Source organism: Sorangium sp. So ce302, assembly GCF_051530145.1.
Lineage (GTDB): Bacteria > Myxococcota_A > Polyangia > Polyangiales > Polyangiaceae > Sorangium > Sorangium cellulosum_B.
The window spans coordinates 10,716,656-10,731,429 of record NZ_CP150326.1; the positions used below are offsets into that span (position 1 = coordinate 10,716,656).

General features: G+C 72.5%; 16 protein-coding genes. 11 read left to right on the top strand and 5 right to left on the bottom strand.

Features of this window, described 5'->3' with window-relative positions:
* Positions 1-72: 72 nt before the first annotated feature.
* Both WME73_RS40555 and mnmA read right to left on the bottom strand, forming a co-directional pair.
* Positions 73-726, bottom strand: a complete 654-nt coding sequence (locus tag WME73_RS40555; protein WP_437741614.1) for a hypothetical protein — start codon at positions 724-726, stop codon at positions 73-75.
* Positions 723-1,880, bottom strand: coding sequence for a tRNA 2-thiouridine(34) synthase MnmA (gene mnmA, locus WME73_RS40560; protein ID WP_437853092.1), 1,158 nt, complete (start codon positions 1,878-1,880; stop codon positions 723-725). Before mnmA ends, WME73_RS40555 begins: the two co-directional genes overlap by 4 nt.
* Positions 1,881-2,086: 206 nt before the next feature.
* On the opposite strand from mnmA, the gene WME73_RS40565 reads away from it, so the two are divergent.
* Entirely contained in the window at positions 2,087-3,379 is a 1,293-nt protein-coding gene (locus tag WME73_RS40565; RefSeq protein WP_437913079.1) for a response regulator, read from the top strand.
* Between the two features lie 40 nt (positions 3,380-3,419).
* Here the strand turns inward: WME73_RS40565 and WME73_RS40570 are convergent, their stop codons facing one another.
* Positions 3,420-4,028 (bottom strand): CPBP family intramembrane glutamic endopeptidase, encoded by a 609-nt coding sequence (locus tag WME73_RS40570; protein WP_437741617.1) that lies wholly within the window; start codon positions 4,026-4,028, stop codon positions 3,420-3,422.
* A gap of 93 nt (positions 4,029-4,121) precedes the next feature.
* Between WME73_RS40570 and purQ the strand changes: the two genes are divergently transcribed.
* The 4 genes from purQ to WME73_RS40590 all read left to right on the top strand — a co-directional run bounded on the left by purQ (position 4,122) and on the right by WME73_RS40590 (position 7,443).
* Positions 4,122-4,847 (top strand): phosphoribosylformylglycinamidine synthase subunit PurQ, encoded by a 726-nt coding sequence (gene purQ, locus WME73_RS40575; RefSeq protein ID WP_437741618.1) that lies wholly within the window; start codon positions 4,122-4,124, stop codon positions 4,845-4,847.
* On the top strand, positions 4,844-5,650 hold the full coding sequence (locus WME73_RS40580; RefSeq protein WP_437913080.1) for a zinc ribbon domain-containing protein: 807 nt from the start codon (positions 4,844-4,846) through the stop codon (positions 5,648-5,650). The genes purQ and WME73_RS40580 overlap by 4 nt, the downstream gene beginning before the upstream one ends.
* Positions 5,628-6,929 (top strand): DNA methyltransferase, encoded by a 1,302-nt coding sequence (locus WME73_RS40585; protein ID WP_437741620.1) that lies wholly within the window; start codon positions 5,628-5,630, stop codon positions 6,927-6,929. Before WME73_RS40580 ends, WME73_RS40585 begins: the two co-directional genes overlap by 23 nt.
* Before the next feature lie 202 nt (positions 6,930-7,131).
* Positions 7,132-7,443, top strand: a complete 312-nt coding sequence (locus WME73_RS40590) for a hypothetical protein (RefSeq protein ID WP_437913081.1) — start codon at positions 7,132-7,134, stop codon at positions 7,441-7,443.
* Positions 7,444-7,512: 69 nt separating this feature from the next.
* Here the strand turns inward: WME73_RS40590 and WME73_RS40595 are convergent, their stop codons facing one another.
* Positions 7,513-8,802, bottom strand: coding sequence for an NAD(P)/FAD-dependent oxidoreductase (locus WME73_RS40595; RefSeq protein WP_437913082.1), 1,290 nt, complete (start codon positions 8,800-8,802; stop codon positions 7,513-7,515).
* Between the two features lie 84 nt (positions 8,803-8,886).
* Between WME73_RS40595 and WME73_RS40600 the strand changes: the two genes are divergently transcribed.
* The 5 genes from WME73_RS40600 (at position 8,887) to WME73_RS40620 (ending at position 12,978) form a co-directional block, all read left to right on the top strand.
* Positions 8,887-9,198 carry a 2Fe-2S iron-sulfur cluster-binding protein gene (locus tag WME73_RS40600; RefSeq protein WP_437913083.1) on the top strand — a complete coding sequence of 104 codons (312 nt, stop codon included), beginning with the start codon at positions 8,887-8,889 and terminating at the stop codon, positions 9,196-9,198.
* 334 nt (positions 9,199-9,532) lie between these two features.
* Positions 9,533-11,197 (top strand): isocitrate lyase/phosphoenolpyruvate mutase family protein, encoded by a 1,665-nt coding sequence (locus tag WME73_RS40605; RefSeq protein WP_437853109.1) that lies wholly within the window; start codon positions 9,533-9,535, stop codon positions 11,195-11,197.
* 4 nt (positions 11,198-11,201) lie between these two features.
* Positions 11,202-11,714 carry a thiamine pyrophosphate-binding protein gene (locus WME73_RS40610; RefSeq protein ID WP_012239914.1) on the top strand — a complete coding sequence of 171 codons (513 nt, stop codon included), beginning with the start codon at positions 11,202-11,204 and terminating at the stop codon, positions 11,712-11,714.
* Positions 11,711-12,274, top strand: a complete 564-nt coding sequence (locus WME73_RS40615; protein ID WP_437741625.1) for a thiamine pyrophosphate-dependent enzyme — start codon at positions 11,711-11,713, stop codon at positions 12,272-12,274. The genes WME73_RS40610 and WME73_RS40615 overlap by 4 nt, the downstream gene beginning before the upstream one ends.
* Complete coding sequence (locus tag WME73_RS40620; RefSeq protein ID WP_437853111.1) at positions 12,271-12,978, top strand: NTP transferase domain-containing protein; 708 nt, start codon at positions 12,271-12,273, stop codon at positions 12,976-12,978. Before WME73_RS40615 ends, WME73_RS40620 begins: the two co-directional genes overlap by 4 nt.
* Before the next feature lie 60 nt (positions 12,979-13,038).
* Here the strand turns inward: WME73_RS40620 and WME73_RS40625 are convergent, their stop codons facing one another.
* On the bottom strand, positions 13,039-13,992 hold the full coding sequence (locus WME73_RS40625; RefSeq protein ID WP_437741627.1) for a CDP-alcohol phosphatidyltransferase family protein: 954 nt from the start codon (positions 13,990-13,992) through the stop codon (positions 13,039-13,041).
* 404 nt (positions 13,993-14,396) lie between these two features.
* On the opposite strand from WME73_RS40625, the gene WME73_RS40630 reads away from it, so the two are divergent.
* Entirely contained in the window at positions 14,397-14,765 is a 369-nt protein-coding gene (locus WME73_RS40630) for a PDZ domain-containing protein (RefSeq protein ID WP_437913084.1), read from the top strand.
* Positions 14,766-14,774 lie beyond the last annotated feature (9 nt).

Genomic DNA, 14,774 nt, shown 5'->3' on the forward strand with positions numbered 1-14,774 from the left:
ACCGGGGCGCTGAAGGCGCCTGTCCCGACGGGTAGGACACCACCTGAAACCCAGGACGGAGTCGTGACGGGCTCAGGGGAACGGTTGCCCAGGTTGACCCCGCTCGAAGTAGAAGCGGAACCCCCCGGTGACCCGCGAGAGGAGCTCCCGAGGGATGGCGTCGGCTGGATGACCGAGCCCTGCGTCGCGCGGATCGCCGACCCAGACGTCGAACGTCGCGTCGGTGTACTTGTCAACCGCGTCCGTCTCGTTGGGATCGCCGCTGAACAGCGCCTGGAACTTGATGGTCCCATCGACGGCGTAGAGCACGATGTTCTGGTTGTGGCAGGACCGCTGGAGGTAAAGCGCCATGTGCACGAGCGGCGCGAGCCCCTCCGGCTTCGGCGTCGGTGGAGGCGAGCCCGGCAGCTCGACGCCGGGCGGGAGCCCGACGCTCAGGTCGACGTCGAGCTTGTTCACGGTCCCGTCCCCGCGGATGAGGTCGACGTCATCGATCAGGACCGCGAGCCCGTCCGAGATCTCCTGCAGGTCGCTCCCCCGCTGCACCCGGACCTGCAAGGTGGAGCGGTAGGGGACCGCAGCGAAGAAGTCCGGGTTCATGTCGTAGCTGTCGTCCCAGCAGCCGGCCGCGCGCAGCCGTTCGCTGACGACCTCGCCTTCCCCCTGCCCGAGCGAGCACCCGAGCGAGAACGCGCAGGCGAGGGGCGCGAGCGCACGGGCCCTCATGACGCCGCCTGCGAGCGAAGGGCCGCCTTGATGCGGCCTCCCCCGAGCACGCGATCGCCCCGGTAGACCACGGCCATCTGCCCGGGGGAGACGGACCGCACCGGGCTCGCGAACCGCGCCACGAAGCTCTCCGCGCCCGTCGCGGGGTCGCGGCGCCGCTCGATGATGCCAGGCGCCGCCTCGTGCCGCGCGCGCACCCGCACCTCGGCCTCCAGGGGGAAGACCGCGTCGTCGCACCACACCGCGTCGGCGATCTCGGCGCCCGCGGCGTATAGATCGCCCTCGTCGCCGAGGTGCACCGCGCCGGACGCGGCGTCGAGGCCCACGACGAACGCGGGCCGGCCGAGCGAGACGCCGATACCCTTGCGCTGGCCCACCGTGAAGCCGTGCACCCCGCCGTGCGACCCGACCACGCGGCCGTCCCGATCGACGATGGGGCCGGGGCGGAGCCTGTCCGCGGCGCGGTCGGCCACGAACGGCGCGTAACGGCCGGAGGGGATGAAGCAGAGCTCCTGGCTCTCCCCCTTCTCGGCGCCCGGGAGCCCGCGGGCGATCGCCTCGGCGCGCACCTCGTCCTTGGTCGAGTCGCCGAGCGGGAAGAGGAGCCGCGACAGCTCGTCCGACCGGAGCATGTGCAGGAAATAACTCTGATCCTTGTGCCGATCGCGGCCGCGGTAGAGGCGAGCGCCGCCCTCCTCCAGGACGACCCGCGCATAGTGGCCCGTCGCGACCCACGAGACACCCAGCCGCTCCGCCAGCGGGAACAGCTCCCGGAGCTTGACGGAGCGGTTGCAGGCCACGCACGGGCTCGGCGTCTCACCCGCGAGGTAGGCCTCGACGAAGGGGTCGACGACGTGCTCGCGGAACAGGGCGCGGCGGTCGAACGTGTAGTGCGGGATCCCGAGGTGGTCGGCGACCCGGCGGGCGTCGTGCTGATCCTCGGGCGCGCAGCAGCGGCTCTTGACGCTGCCGTCGTCGGGGTAGTCCCAGAGGTGCAGCGTCACGCCGACGACCTCGTATCCAGCGTCGCAGAGGCGCGCCGCCGCGACGGACGAGTCGACTCCGCCGCTCATCGCGATGAAGACGCGAGCCCCCGACGAGGCCCGCTCGCCGGGCCGCGCCGTACCGTCGGCCTCTCGGACCAGAGTTGCCATTTCCGTTCTTATAGCGTGGATTCCTCGCCGCGGCCGGACGCCGCGGGCGAACCCGCACGGGATGCCGCGGCGAGCTCGCGCGGGATGCCGCGGCGAGGGCTCGCGCGAGGAGCCGGGACGGCGGCGCGCCGGCGAATGAATGATCAGGCTGGCTCTCCGCCATTCACCCTTGGCCACCCCCGCAGGGCGCGTGTACCGTCTGCCAGATGCCGAGCGGGGTCGTGCTCGTGATCGAGGACGAGGAGTACATCGCGGACCTGCTCGCCACCGCGATCCGGGAGGCAGGTTACGAGGTCATCTTCTGCGCCACCGCGGAGGCCGGGCTCTCCACCGCCTGCACCCTGGAGCCCGAGTGCATCGTCTGCGACATCGGCCTGCCCGACCACGACGGCTACTGGGTCGCGCGCAACGTGCGCACCCAGCCGTCCCGGGTATCGGTCACCCCGTTCCTGTTCCTCTCCGCGCTCGACGACCAGGAGGCCCGCCTCGAAGGGTTCCACGTGGGCGCCGATGTCTACATGACCAAGCCGTTCCGGGTCGGCGAGGTCGTCGCGCAGATCGGCGCGCTCGTGCAGATGGCGTCGCGCCTGCGCCTGCGGCGGGACAGCCTCATGTCCATCCCGACCTCCGTCGATCAGACCGCGATCGAGGGCGATCTCAGCCAGATGTCCATCGCGACAGTCCTCACGGTGCTCGAGATGGAGCGGCGGTCGGGCGTGTTCGAGGTGAGCAGCAAGAAACGTCGGGCTCAGCTGGACATCGCCGAAGGGTGCATCGTCGAGGGGACCGTGGGAGGCACGCGCGCCTCGGCGCTCGCCGCGCTCCGCACCATGCTCAGCTGGAAGGTCGGACGGTTCGCGTTCGTGCCAGGCGTCCGCCCCTTGCCCGCGCAGCGGACATCCATCGCTGCGTACCTGCTCGAGGCGACCCGGCTCGAGGACGAGAGCGCCCGCGTCGAGCTGCCACTCCCGCCGTCGCGACGCCGTCCGGAGCCCCGGAGCGCGACGACGGCGCTCGGCGGGCCGTCGTCCATTCTGGACGACGTCGCGCCGCCGTCGTCGCGCGTCGTGTCCGAGGAGCGCCTGCGCCGCGGGCCCACCCCTGCGCCGCCGAAGGGCTCCGACCCCGGCGTGGCGATCTCCGATGGGCCGCCGTCGCTCGAGCTGAACTTCGAGTTCGAGCTGGCGACCCCGGCGGCGCCGCCGACGCTGCCCTCGCTGGCCCGCAGGACGGCGAAGCCGTCGAGCCAGCGCGGCATGCGCGTGGAGGAGAGCGAGCCTCCGACGCTCCCGCGAGGCGGGAGCCGAACGCCGCCCTCGCGACCGTCCTCGCCAGGGCGCGAGCGGCAGAGCGCCGTGGACACGGGCGAGCTCTCCCGCGGGACCATCACTCCCCCAGAGACCCAGCTGGCAAGCCACGAAGGCCCGCCGCGTGCGACCCCGATCCCCCCGAGACCGATGCCGGCCAGGCCTCCCCGCCCCGACGCGAAGAAGCGCTGACGGCAGGAAACGGGGACAGCGAGGAAACGGAAGCGCCGATCTAGAGCGTCGGCTGCTGCTCCACCTCGCCCGGATCGTGATCGCGCAGGTAGCTCAGGTTGACCGCGTTCACGACGGCGTGCGCCAGGACCGGCCCGACGAGCGACCCGGTCGCCGCGAAGATGGCGCCGAGCCCCGCGCCCACGCCCACCGCCCAGCCGATCCACACCCAGCGGCTCGGACCGCGCATCTGGTGCATCAGACCGAAGAGGATCGCGCTCAGCAGCACGCCGAGGAGCGGCGTCAGGAGCCCGCGGAAGAGCAGCTCCTCCCCCAGGCTCGAGAGGCCCGCGAGGAGCAGGATCTGGCCGAGCGAGAAGTCGCGCGCGACCGGGCGGAGCTCCGCGTGCAGGCGCCGGGCCCAGCTGAACCGGGCCACGGCGACGCGCGTCGTCACGATGACGCCGGCCGCCAGCGTGAGGCCGAGCGCGGCGCTCATCAGCACCGCGGCCAGCGGCGGCAGCGCGAGCCACGGGCTCGGGTGGATCCACGGCCATCCATCCCGCAGCACCAGGCCCAGCGAGATCGCCAGCGCCGCGAGGACGAGATAGCCGGACGCCGCCTGCACCGTCGCGTCGGTTCGACCGGTCCGCGCCCATCGCGACGCCATGCCCCATCATGGCACGCCGAAAGAAGCCGGTGAAGCCGCGCGCGCCGTCAGGACCCCTGGCCGAGCGCCGGCAACCGGAGTACGTCGACGGCCATGCACGCGACCGTGGTCATCTTCCCGGGCTCCAACGCCGATGCCGAAATGATCCATACGCTCCGCGACGTGCTCCAGGTCCGCACGTCGACCGCCTGGCACCGCGACGCCGAGCTCCCCGCAGGCACCGATCTCGTCGCGATCCCCGGCGGGTTCTCCTACGGGGATTACCTGCGCTGCGGCGCCATCGCGCGCACGAGCCAGATCGTCCCCGCCATCCGGCGGCACGCGGAGCGCGGCGGCCTGGTGATCGGCGTCTGCAACGGCTTCCAGATCCTCACCGAGGCGGGGCTGCTCCCGGGCGCCCTCACCCGCAACGCGCACCTCCGCTTCGAGTGCCGCGACGTCTTCGTGACGCCGCGCGCGGAAGGGCCGTTCACGACCGGCCTGCCGCGGGTGCTCCGCCTGCCGATCGCCCACGCCGAAGGGCGCTACCAGGCTGATCCGGAGACGCTCCGCAAGCTCGTCGACGAGCGCGCCATCGCGCTGCAGTACTGCGACCGGGAGGGGCTGGTCGGCGGCGACGCGAACCCCAACGGATCGGCGATGGACATCGCCGGCATCTACGGCGGGCCCCGGCGGAACGTGCTCGGGCTGATGCCGCACCCCGAACGGATGAGCGAGCCCTTCCAGGGCCACGGCTGCGCGGACGGGCGCGCCCTGTTCGACGCCGTGCTGCGCAGCGTGGGCGGCGCCCGCTCGGCCCCATCCGCGAGCGCGCCGTGAGCGACGCGTCGCCCGGCGCCGCCCGCTGCCGCGTGTGCGACGCGGCGCTCGCGCCGGAGGGCGATCGCTGCCCGCAGTGCGGCGCGGCCGCGCGCGCCGAGGCCTGCCCGCACTGCGGCGGCGTGACCGGCGTCTCGGCGCACCTCGAGCTGCGCTTCGCGTGCGACGCCTGCGGCGGCCCGCGCGTCCCCGTCGTCGACGACCGCGTCGAGCGATCCGGCCGCGAGGTGCCGCTGCTCCAGAAGGCGCGCGCGGCGGCCTCGGCGCGCTCGGTCTGGCGCGCCGCGGGCGTCGCGGCCAGCGCGCTGCTCGGCTTCGAGCTGTTCCTGTTCGCCGTGCTGCTGCTCGTCCTCAGCGCGAGCGTCGGGCTCTTCACCGCCGGCCTCCTCACCATGGCGCCCGTCGGCGCCTTCGCCCTCTGGGCGCTCCGGCGGGCGAAGTCGCGGAGCCGGGACATCTCGCCCGCGCTCGACGCCGCCTGGGTCTCCGTCGCCTCCGACGTCGCCCGCCAGGCCGAGGGCCCGCTCACCGCCGGCGGGCTCGCCTCGACCCTCCGCATCGCCGAGTCCCAGGCCGAGGAGCTCCTCGCCCTGCTGGAGGTCAACGACGTCGTGCGCGGCGCGGTGAGCCCCGCGGGCGAGTTCGGCTATGCGCCGAAGCTGCGCGTCGGCGCGGCGCGCGGCGAAGACCGGGGCGAGGCGGGGGCCGAGAGCGTGGCGCACGCCCTCGCCGCCGAAGAGGAAGCCTTCGCTGCCGAGCCCCTGACGCAACGGACCGCCCATGTCGACCCCGCGAAGCGCTGATCCCAAGCCGAAGCCAGGCCCGCCGCAGCAGAAGGCCCGCGCGAGCCGGCCCGCGCCCCAGGAGCGCCGCGCCCTGACCCACATCGGCGGCGCGACGGTGCTCGAGGGTGACCCCGAAAGCGCCGCGAAGCTCGCCCACGCGCTCGACGTGGCCAGCTCGAGCACGGCGGAGGAAGCGGCGCGCGCGCACGTGCACGGGTTCCACAGCTACCCGGCCCGGATGCACCCGGACACCGCCCGCCGGCTGATCGAGGGCCTCTCGAGGCCGGGCGAGCGGGTGCTCGACCCCTTCTGCGGCAGCGGCACCGTCCTCGTCGAGGCCCGGCTCTCGGGCCGGGCGGCGATCGGCGTCGACGCGAACCCGCTGGCCGTGCGCCTCGCGCGCCTCAAGGTGCAGGGCAGCACCCCCGGCGAGCGCGAGCGGCTCGTCGCCGCCGCCCGCGAGGTCGCGGCCGCGGCCGATGAGCGCCGCAAGGCGCGCGCCGGTCCGAGCCGCCGGTACGGCCCCGAGGACGTCGCCCTGTTCGAGCCGCACGTGCTCCTCGAGCTCGACGGGCTCCGCGTCGGCCTCGACCGCCTCGCGGGCCACGGCGCCGACGCGCTCCGCGCCGATCTCGAGCTCGTCCTCTCCGCCATCCTGACGAAGCTCAGCCGCCGCACGTCCGACACGTCGGAGCACGAGCTGCCGCGGCGGATCGCCGCCGGCTATCCGGCGCGGCTCTTCATCCGCAAGGCGGAGGAGCTCGCCCAGCGCCTCGCCGAGGTCGCCGCGCCGCTCGAAGCGAGCCCGCCCGCGCTCGTCGAGGAGGGAGACGCGCGCGTGCTCCGCGGCGTCGAGGCCGGCTCCGTCCACCTCGCGATCACGTCGCCGCCCTACCCGGGCGTGTACGACTACCTCGCCCACCACGAGGCGAGGCTGCGCTGGCTCCGGCTCCGCAGCGCCCGCTTCGAGCAGGACGAGATCGGGGCCCGCCGGCACCTCGACCCGCTCGGCCCCGAGGCGGGCCGCGCGCGCTGGCGCGACGAGCTCGGCGGCGTGCTCACCGCGCTCGCGCGCGTCCTCCGGAGCGGCGCGCCGCTCGTGCTGCTGATCGCCGACAGCGTGGTCGCCGGCGCGCCGGTCTACGCGGTCGACGTGGTCAGGGCCGCCGCGTCCGGCGCGCGCTTCGCGGTCCGCGCGGTCGCGTCGCAGCCGCGCCCCCACTTCCACCGCCCCACGGCGCGCGCCTTCCAGCGCCGCCCGCGCCACGAGCACGCCATCCTGCTGATCCGCGCCTGACCCGCCAGGCTCTCCCCGCGGCGCAGGCGCATGGCAGGGCGCGCCGCCGCGCCTGAGCCACCGAAAATTGCCCCGCTGCGCGGGCTCATGGCAGGGTGCGCCGGCGTCGGGCAGCGCGCGAGGCGGCCAGCACCGGCCTCCTGCGGCGCGCGGCGCTCCGGCGCGCGCGACGATGGCGAGAGCTCACCTGGCACTTCTTCTCTTGGGCACCTTCGCCCTCGGCTGCGGCAAGGCAGGCGGCGATCCGGGAAAGGCCGACCTCGACAGCACGGGGGTCGACGCCTGCGACAGCTACCTGGCCACGATGACCACCTGCGCCAGCAAGCTGCCCGCGGAGAGCAGGAAGAGCCACGAGGCCGCGATCCGGATCGCGCGCGACGTGCTCGAGGCCAGGGCGGAGGCCGACGACGAGGCGCTGGAGGGCGACGCGAGGGCGGAGGCGCGCGTCGCGCTCGCGGCCGCCTGCAAGCAGATGCGCTTCGCGGTCCTGGACCGCGAAGCGTGCGGCCGCTGAGCGCCGGACGGCCGAGCGCCCGGGCGAGCGTGCACGCGGCGAGGCACACGCTCGGCCGCCCGCCGCGCTTCACGCGAAAGCGGGCACCTCCGCCGGATACTGCTGCCGGAGGAACGAGGCCCACTGCGGCCGCCGCTCGGCGTGGAACACGTCGCCCGCGAGCATGCTCGTGATGAGCTTGCGCATCGTGGGCCGCTGGTTCGGCTCGAACAGCGTCTCCCGGAACTGGCCTTTGTAAAAGCCCTGAACGACCCCCAGGAAGAGATCGACGGCGTAGCGGATCTCCGCCTCGTAGGCCGCGAACGCGGCGCGCGAGGTGTCCCCGGCGTCGAGCGCGCGGTGGATGGCCGTGGCGGCCAGATCGGCGCCCTTGATGGCGAGGTGCGCGCCCGTCGAGAAGAGCGGGTCGAGGAACCCGCCCGCGTCGCCCACGAAGAGCCATCCATCTCCGGCGAGCTGGTCGATCCGGTACGAGAAATCGGCGAGCGCCCCCACCGGCCTGATGCGCCGCGCGCTCGCGAGGAATTCCCGCGCCCAGCCGCTCTGCGCGACGGTGCGATCGAAGAGCTCTTCGAGCCGCTCCCCCTTCGCCCGGCTCCGGATCCAGCTCGACGACACCACCGCGCCGACGCTCGTCACCTCGCCGCGGAACGGGATGAACCAGAACCACCCGTGCTCGAAGAGGACAATCTGGATGTCGCCCTGGTGGATCCCCTCCTCGCGGGGCACGCCCTCGTAGTGGGTGAACAGCGCGGTCTTGTCGAGCTCGGCCAGCTGCGCCTTCCGCCGCATCCTCGACGCGAGCAGCGTGTCCCGCCCCGTCGCGTCCACGATCACCGGCGCCCGGAGCTCGACGACGTCGCTCGAGTCGGCGCGCGCGGCCGCGGCCTCCTCCGGCCCGGCGCCGTCGGGTCGAGCGCGGGGCCGCGCGCGCACCCCGACGGCGCGGGGGCCCTCGAACACCACCTCGACGGCCTCCCACGACTCGCGCACCTCCGCCCCGAGCTCCGCGGCGTGGCGGAGCAGCAGCTGGTCGAACGCGTCGCGCTGCACCTGGTAGGCGAACTCGAACCTCGGCTCGAACGCGTCGGCGAAGCTGTACGTCCGCGTCCGCCCCGTCGACGAGCACAGGAACCGGGCGCCGTATTTGCGGAGGAAGCGCGCGTCCAGCTCCTCGTCCAGCCCGAGCCGCTCGAAGACCTCGCGGGACAGCGGCAGCAGCGACTCGCCGATGTGAAAGCGAGGGAACCTCTCGCGCTCGAGCACGAGGGCCCGGCGGCCGAGGCGGGCCAGCGATGCGGCGAGCGTCGACCCACCCGGCCCTCCGCCGAGGATGATTGCGTCCCAGCGATCCGTCATCGCTCGTCGTATAGTGCGTGCCGACGCCCGAGAAAATGCGCTCTCGGCGTCGCGCGCCAGGCAGGGAGGAGGGAGGGTTCGGCGGTGCCCACGGTCGTGTTCGAGGACGGCGCGCTCGGCCCCGCCGTCACCGCGGAGACGGGAGCCGGCAGGCTCATCGATGTCTGCGACGACGCGCGCGCTCCGATCGTGTTCTCGTGCCGCGACGCGCGCTGCGCCACGTGCCGCGTCGAGGTCGTCGAAGGGGGGCAGCTCCTCGAACCGCCCGCGCGCGGCGAGCGCGATCTGCTCGAGCGCTTCGGCGCCCCGCCGCGGCTCCGGCTCGCGTGCCAGGTGGTGCTCCGCGCGGGCCCCGGGCTGGTCCGTTTGCGCGGGATCGTCGGCCGCGAGGGCTGAGCGGCCGGGGGGCGCGCGGCGAGCATCGCGCGCGCCCGCCATCAGGCACCGCCGCAGCGCGCACGTCCCCACGCGGCGGAGCGCGCTCCGTCGCCCTCGCGATCGTCTGCTCCGGTCGTGCCCTGCCATTGGCGGCACTGGCGAACGGTGTTAAGGCAGCCCCCGTTCTGAGGCCCGGCTCCTCGGGGAGGAGAGCGAGATCAGGCGCCCCCCGGAGCTGCCCGCGCGCGGTGACGACGGGATGCCGCTCGCCGGGGACGCGCACCGCGGCGCATGCGGACGCGGTCGCCCGCCAGGCAGGGATGGAAACACCGCGCGAAGGAGTGGAGGAGACGTGACCAAAGCCAGGAAGCTGCGCGAACTCATGGCCCGCCCCGGGCCGATCGTCATCATCGGCGCGCACAACGGGCTCTCCGCAAAGATCGGTGAAGAGGCAGGGTTCGACGGGCTCTGGGCTTCCGGCTTCGAGATCTCCGCGAGCTACGCGGTGCCGGACGCGAACATCCTCACGATGGCGGAGAACCTCCAGGCCGCCAAGATGATGAACAGCACGTCGCTCCCGGTCGTCGCGGACTGCGACAACGGCTACGGCAACGCCGTCAACGTCGTCCGCTGCGTCGAGGAGTACGAGGCGGCGGGCATCGCGGCGATCTGCATGGAAGACAACATCTTCCCGAAGCGCTGCAGCTTCTACGCCGGCGTGAAGCGCGAGCTCGCGGACGTCGAGGAGCACGCGCTCAAGGTCCGCGCGGCGAAGGCGACGCAGAAGGATCGCGACTTCGTGGTCATCGCGCGGACCGAGGCGCTCATCGCCGGCTGGGGGATGGAGGAGGCGCTCCGCCGCGGCCGCGCCTACGCGGACGCGGGCGCCGACATGGTCCTCATCCACTCGAAGAGCAAGGACCCGGACGAGGTGCTCTCCTTCGCCCGCGCGTGGGACCGCCCGAACACGCCGCTCGTCTGCGTGCCGACGATCTACCGCACGACGAGCGTCGACACGCTGCACAAGGCCGGCTTCAAGCTGATCATCTTCGCGAACCACGCGATCCGCTCGTCGATCAAGGCGATGACGGAGACGCTCCAGACGCTGAAGCGCGAGATGTACACCGGCAGCGTCGACGACAAGGTCGTGCCGCTCGAGCGCGTCTACCAGCTCGTGGGCGTCGACAAGATGAAGCAGGAGGAGTCGAGCTTCCTGCCCTCCGGCAGCCCGGGCGTCACCGCCGTCATCCTCGCCGCCGGCCAGAGCCAGGGGCTCCTGCCGCTCACGGAGGAGCTGCCGAAGCCGATGCTCGACCTGAAGGGCAAGAGCATCCTCGAGCGGCAGATCGACGTGCTCAACGCGTGCGGCGTCAAGGACGTCGCCGTCGTGCGCGGGTACAAGAAGGAGGCGATCAAGGTCCCGAACGCCCGCTTCTACGACAACGACGAGTACGCGACGACGAACGAGGTGTTCTCGCTCTTCCGCGCCTCCAAGGAGCTGAGCGGGCCGTTCCTCTTCCTCTACGGCGACATCGTGTTCGAGCGCGGCCACCTCGAGAAGCTCCTCAAGAGCCCGGCGGACATCTCGATCGTCGTCGACCGCGCGTACGCCGAGGGCCAGCGGCCCAAGGACGCGCGCGGCGTGCCCGACCTCGTGGCCCTGAAGGACGCGCAGGAGGCCGGCTACCGCTTCGTCGGCGCCGAGGCGCCGCACCGGGTGGCCCGCGTCGGCCGCGCGATCCCCGCGGGCGAGGCGCACGGCGAGTTCGTGGGCATGGCCATGTTCACCGCGAAGGGCGCGCGCCTGCTCACCGACTGCTACCACCAGCTGCAGGAGAGCCGCGCGAAGGGCGGCTTCCACGAGGCCGAGTCGCTCCGCAGCGCGACCTTCACCGACCTGCTCCAGGAGCTCGTCGACCGCGGCGCGGACGTGCAGGCGATCGACGTTTACAAGGGGTGGCTCGAGATCGACACGTTCGAGGACTACCGTCGCGCCTGGGCGCTCATCAAGGAGTGAGGCGATGTCCCACGGTTCAGGCAAATCGTATGCGCCCGAGTTCGTCGCCGCGCTCAAGGAGGCGGGGTTCGACTTCTTCGCGGGCGTGCCCTGCTCGCTGTTGAAGGGCCTGGTCTCGCTGCTCGACGCCGACGCGAGCGCCCGTTACATCTCGGCGACCCGCGAGGACAGCGCCATCGGGATGGCCTTCGGCGCCTGGCTCGGCGGCAGGCTGCCGATGGTCCTGATGCAGAACTCCGGGCTCGGCGTCTCCGTGAACGCGCTGGCCTCGCTCAGCACGATGTACGAGGTGCCCGCGCTGCTCGTCATCTCCTGGCGCGGCGAGGGCGGCAACGACGCCCCGGAGCACATCATGATGGGCGAGATCATGCTCCCCATCCTCGATCTGATGAAGATCCAGCACCGCGTCCTCCGCGCCGCCGAGCCGATGGGGCCCCAGGTGCAGTGGGCGAAGGACGTCATGCTCTCCACCAGGCAGCCGGCGGCGCTCATCGTGCCCGCGGGGGTGCTCGAATGAACAAGCTCGAAGCGCTGAAGGTGTTCACGGCGGCGGTCGGCAAGGACGACCTCGTCGTCTGCTGCAACGGCATGATCGGCCGCGAGCTCTACACGACGCAGGACCGGCCCTCGAACTTCTACATGATCGGCTCGATGGGGCTCGGCCTGTCGATCGGCCTGGGGCTCTCGCTCGCGCAGCCGCGCAAGCGGATCTTCGTGCTCGACGGCGACGGCAACGTCCTCATGGGCATGAACGCGCTCGCCAGCGTCGGCAGCGAGCGGCCGGCGAACCTCGTGCACGTCGTCCTCGACAACCGCTCCCACGCCTCGACGGGCGGGCAGCGGACGATCTCGGGCGACGTGAGGCTCGAGTCGGTCGCCAGCGCGGTCGGCTACCGCGCCACGCACCGCGCCGAGTCCGTCGAGTCCTTCGAGGCGTCGCTGCGCGTCGCGCTCGTGCAGCCGGGCCCGGTCATGGTCCTCGCCCTCGTCGACGGCGGCACCGTGAAGGGCATCGGCCGCGTCGCAGAGACGCCGCAGGAGCTGGCCTCCCGCTTCGCGGCCGAGGCGCGCCGATGAGGGCGATCCTGCTCGCCGCCGGCCGCGGCCGGCGCATCGGCCGGGACGCGCCCAAGTGCCTCATCTCGATCGAGGGCAAGACGCTGCTCGAGCGCCACCTCGTGAACCTCACCGAGAGCGGCGTCACCGATCTGACGATCGTCGTCGGCTTCCGGCACGAGATGATCGAGGACGCGCTCGCCTCGCTGCGCCCTTCGCTGAAGATCGAGCTCGTCAAGAACCCGCGGTTCACCCACGGCAGCATCGTCTCGCTCCACGTAGCGGCCGACCGGCTGTCAGGCGGCGGGCTGTGGATGGACGCCGACGTGCTATATCCCGCCGCGCTGCTGCGGCGCCTCGTGAGCTCGCCCCACGAGAACTGCCTGCTGGTCGACGCGAGCTCGGAGGAGAGCGGCGAAGAGATGATGGTCGGCGTCCGCGCCGGCCGCGTCCTCAAGATCGCGCGCCGCGTGGGCAAGGACTGGGACATCGCCGGCGAGACCGTCGGCTTCGCCAAGGTCGGCCCGCAGGGCGGTCGCACGATGCAGCGCCTCCTGGAGGAGGAGGTCTCCGCCGGCCGCCTCGACCAGGAGTACGAGGCCGCGATGGACCGCGCTTTCCAGGAGGTACCGTTCGGTATCGAGCGCGTCGACGACCTGCCCTGGACCGAGATCGACTTCGAAGAAGACGTGGAGAAGGCCCGCCGCCTGGCAAGCGCTCTCTAGGAGCGGGCTCTGAGGGGGACTACGCGGATCTGAGCTCGGCGGCGCAGCCGGGAGCCGAGCTCAGGCCACGGCCAGCTTCGCGCGGCGGGATGCGCCGCGGAGGAACCAGCCGTTCAGCCAGACGACCGCGACGATCCAGACGACCCCGCCCGTCGCGAAGAAGACCTGACCCAGCCAGAGCTGGTTCACGAGGAGCGTCAGCACCACCATCGACAGGAACGCGTCGCCGTTCGATATCGCCCAGAGCGCGCCGATGAGGCGCGTGAGCGGCGACGCCTCCTCCCGGATCAGCTGCTTTACCTGATCCGCGCTGGTCGAGGACTGGCTCCGCCGCGGGTCGAACCACTCGTGCTCGAACGCGAGGTGCCCCATGCGCCCGATGAAGACATCGAAATGGGCAAAGAACGAGGAGGAGGGGCCGAGCGCCTGGATCTTCCGGCGCAGCACGTCCGCCGTCTCGTCGGTGCCCGTCTCGAAGATCGAGCAGTACTTGAGCTTGAAGTAGTCCGCGGAGAAAGAGCGCAGCGCCCCCTGGAGCAGCGCGATCAGCAGGAGTGCGTTCGTGGACACCGTCGCGCTCCACGGGCCCTCCGGCGGCGGGTGAAGGTGAACGTGCCAGAAGATGCCGGCATAAAGAAAGACGACGCCCAGCCAGTCGGCCAGGCCGTCAATCGCGTGCCCGGCGGGGCTCACCATCCGCTTCGCCCGCGCCAGCGCGCCGTCCACGCAGTCCAGGATGGAGCGGAGCTCGAACACGAGCGCCCCGGCGATGAGGTGCCTCGGATCATCGAACGTCACCAGGTAACCGGCCAGCGCGGCGAAGAGCGGCTGAACCAGCGTCACCTGGTTCGGCGTGACCGGCGTCCTCATCAGCGCCCGCACGATCCAGCGCGCGATCGGGTACCGATAGTAGCGATTGAGCGGGTCCTCCATGCGCATCTTCCAGCCGCCGGGCACACCGCCGGACTGGGCGGCAGGTGTCGAGCTCTCGGCAGCAGCGCGCGGTTCAGGCATCGGCGATCCCGGCCCGGACTCTAGGGCAGCCGCCCCCGGAGACCAACTGGATTGCGACCTCTCGATGGACATGACGTGACAGTTCGTCGCAAGCCCGCGTCCCGGCGCCACGCCGCGCTTTCCAGGGCGTATCCCGCGCCTCCGGCGACCAGCCGCGTAGTTGTTTGCGCTCCTGAAGTCCCACCGAGAACCGAGCTTCGCACCTCGCGTGCGGACGCGACAGGCACACTCGGGCGCTCCCTTCCTGTAAAATCGCATTCTCTCGCCTGCGGCGCTGCGACGTTCGACGAGCGCGCGCGTCCGCTGGAGCCGGTCTGACGTGGCGGCCGCGTCCCGCCGCGCGCTCCGGGAGCGCCCTGCGAGAATGGCGGCGCGCCGGGGCTCCTCGGCGCTATGGTGCCCCGGTGGCAAACAGGTCCTGGAGCGCGGCGCTCCTGCTCGTGGCCGCAGGGTGCACGGCGAGCGTGGGATCCATCGGGGCTGTCCTTGGGCGAGATAACGAGTCGCTGGCGCTCTACGTGCGCGACGTGCCGCCGGGCCTCGCCGCCGAGCGAGCGGGGCTGACCCCGGGCGACGAGATCATGATGATTGATGGCGTGTATGTCCGGGATCTCTCGTCGGCAGCGGTGCGCGATCGGCTCCGCGGGGCCGTCGGGAGCGCCGTCGAGCTCACCGTCGTCCGCGGGCGCGACGTGCGGCGCGTCCGGGTCGTGCGCACCGAGCTAAGGGCGCACGAGGGGCTCAAGCCCAGAGAAGAGCAGATCCTGCCTTGAAGCGGGGCC

Bases quoted from the DNA above. Each gene is read 5' to 3' on its own strand.
- WME73_RS40570 (WP_437741617.1), bottom strand. From the start codon at position 4,028: ATGGCGTCGCGATGGGCGCGGACCGGTCGAACCGACGCGACGGTGCAG.
- purQ (WP_437741618.1), top strand. From the start codon at position 4,122: ATGCACGCGACCGTGGTCATCTTCCCGGGCTCCAACGCCGATGCCGAA.
- mnmA (WP_437853092.1), bottom strand. From the start codon at position 1,880: ATGGCAACTCTGGTCCGAGAGGCCGACGGTACGGCGCGGCCCGGCGAG.
- WME73_RS40595 (WP_437913082.1), bottom strand. From the start codon at position 8,802: ATGACGGATCGCTGGGACGCAATCATCCTCGGCGGAGGGCCGGGTGGG.
- WME73_RS40585 (WP_437741620.1), top strand. From the start codon at position 5,628: ATGTCGACCCCGCGAAGCGCTGATCCCAAGCCGAAGCCAGGCCCGCCG.
- WME73_RS40565 (WP_437913079.1), top strand. From the start codon at position 2,087: ATGCCGAGCGGGGTCGTGCTCGTGATCGAGGACGAGGAGTACATCGCG.
- WME73_RS40555 (WP_437741614.1), bottom strand. From the start codon at position 726: ATGAGGGCCCGTGCGCTCGCGCCCCTCGCCTGCGCGTTCTCGCTCGGG.
- WME73_RS40615 (WP_437741625.1), top strand. From the start codon at position 11,711: ATGAACAAGCTCGAAGCGCTGAAGGTGTTCACGGCGGCGGTCGGCAAG.
- WME73_RS40610 (WP_012239914.1), top strand. From the start codon at position 11,202: ATGTCCCACGGTTCAGGCAAATCGTATGCGCCCGAGTTCGTCGCCGCG.
- WME73_RS40620 (WP_437853111.1), top strand. From the start codon at position 12,271: ATGAGGGCGATCCTGCTCGCCGCCGGCCGCGGCCGGCGCATCGGCCGG.
- WME73_RS40625 (WP_437741627.1), bottom strand. From the start codon at position 13,992: ATGCCTGAACCGCGCGCTGCTGCCGAGAGCTCGACACCTGCCGCCCAG.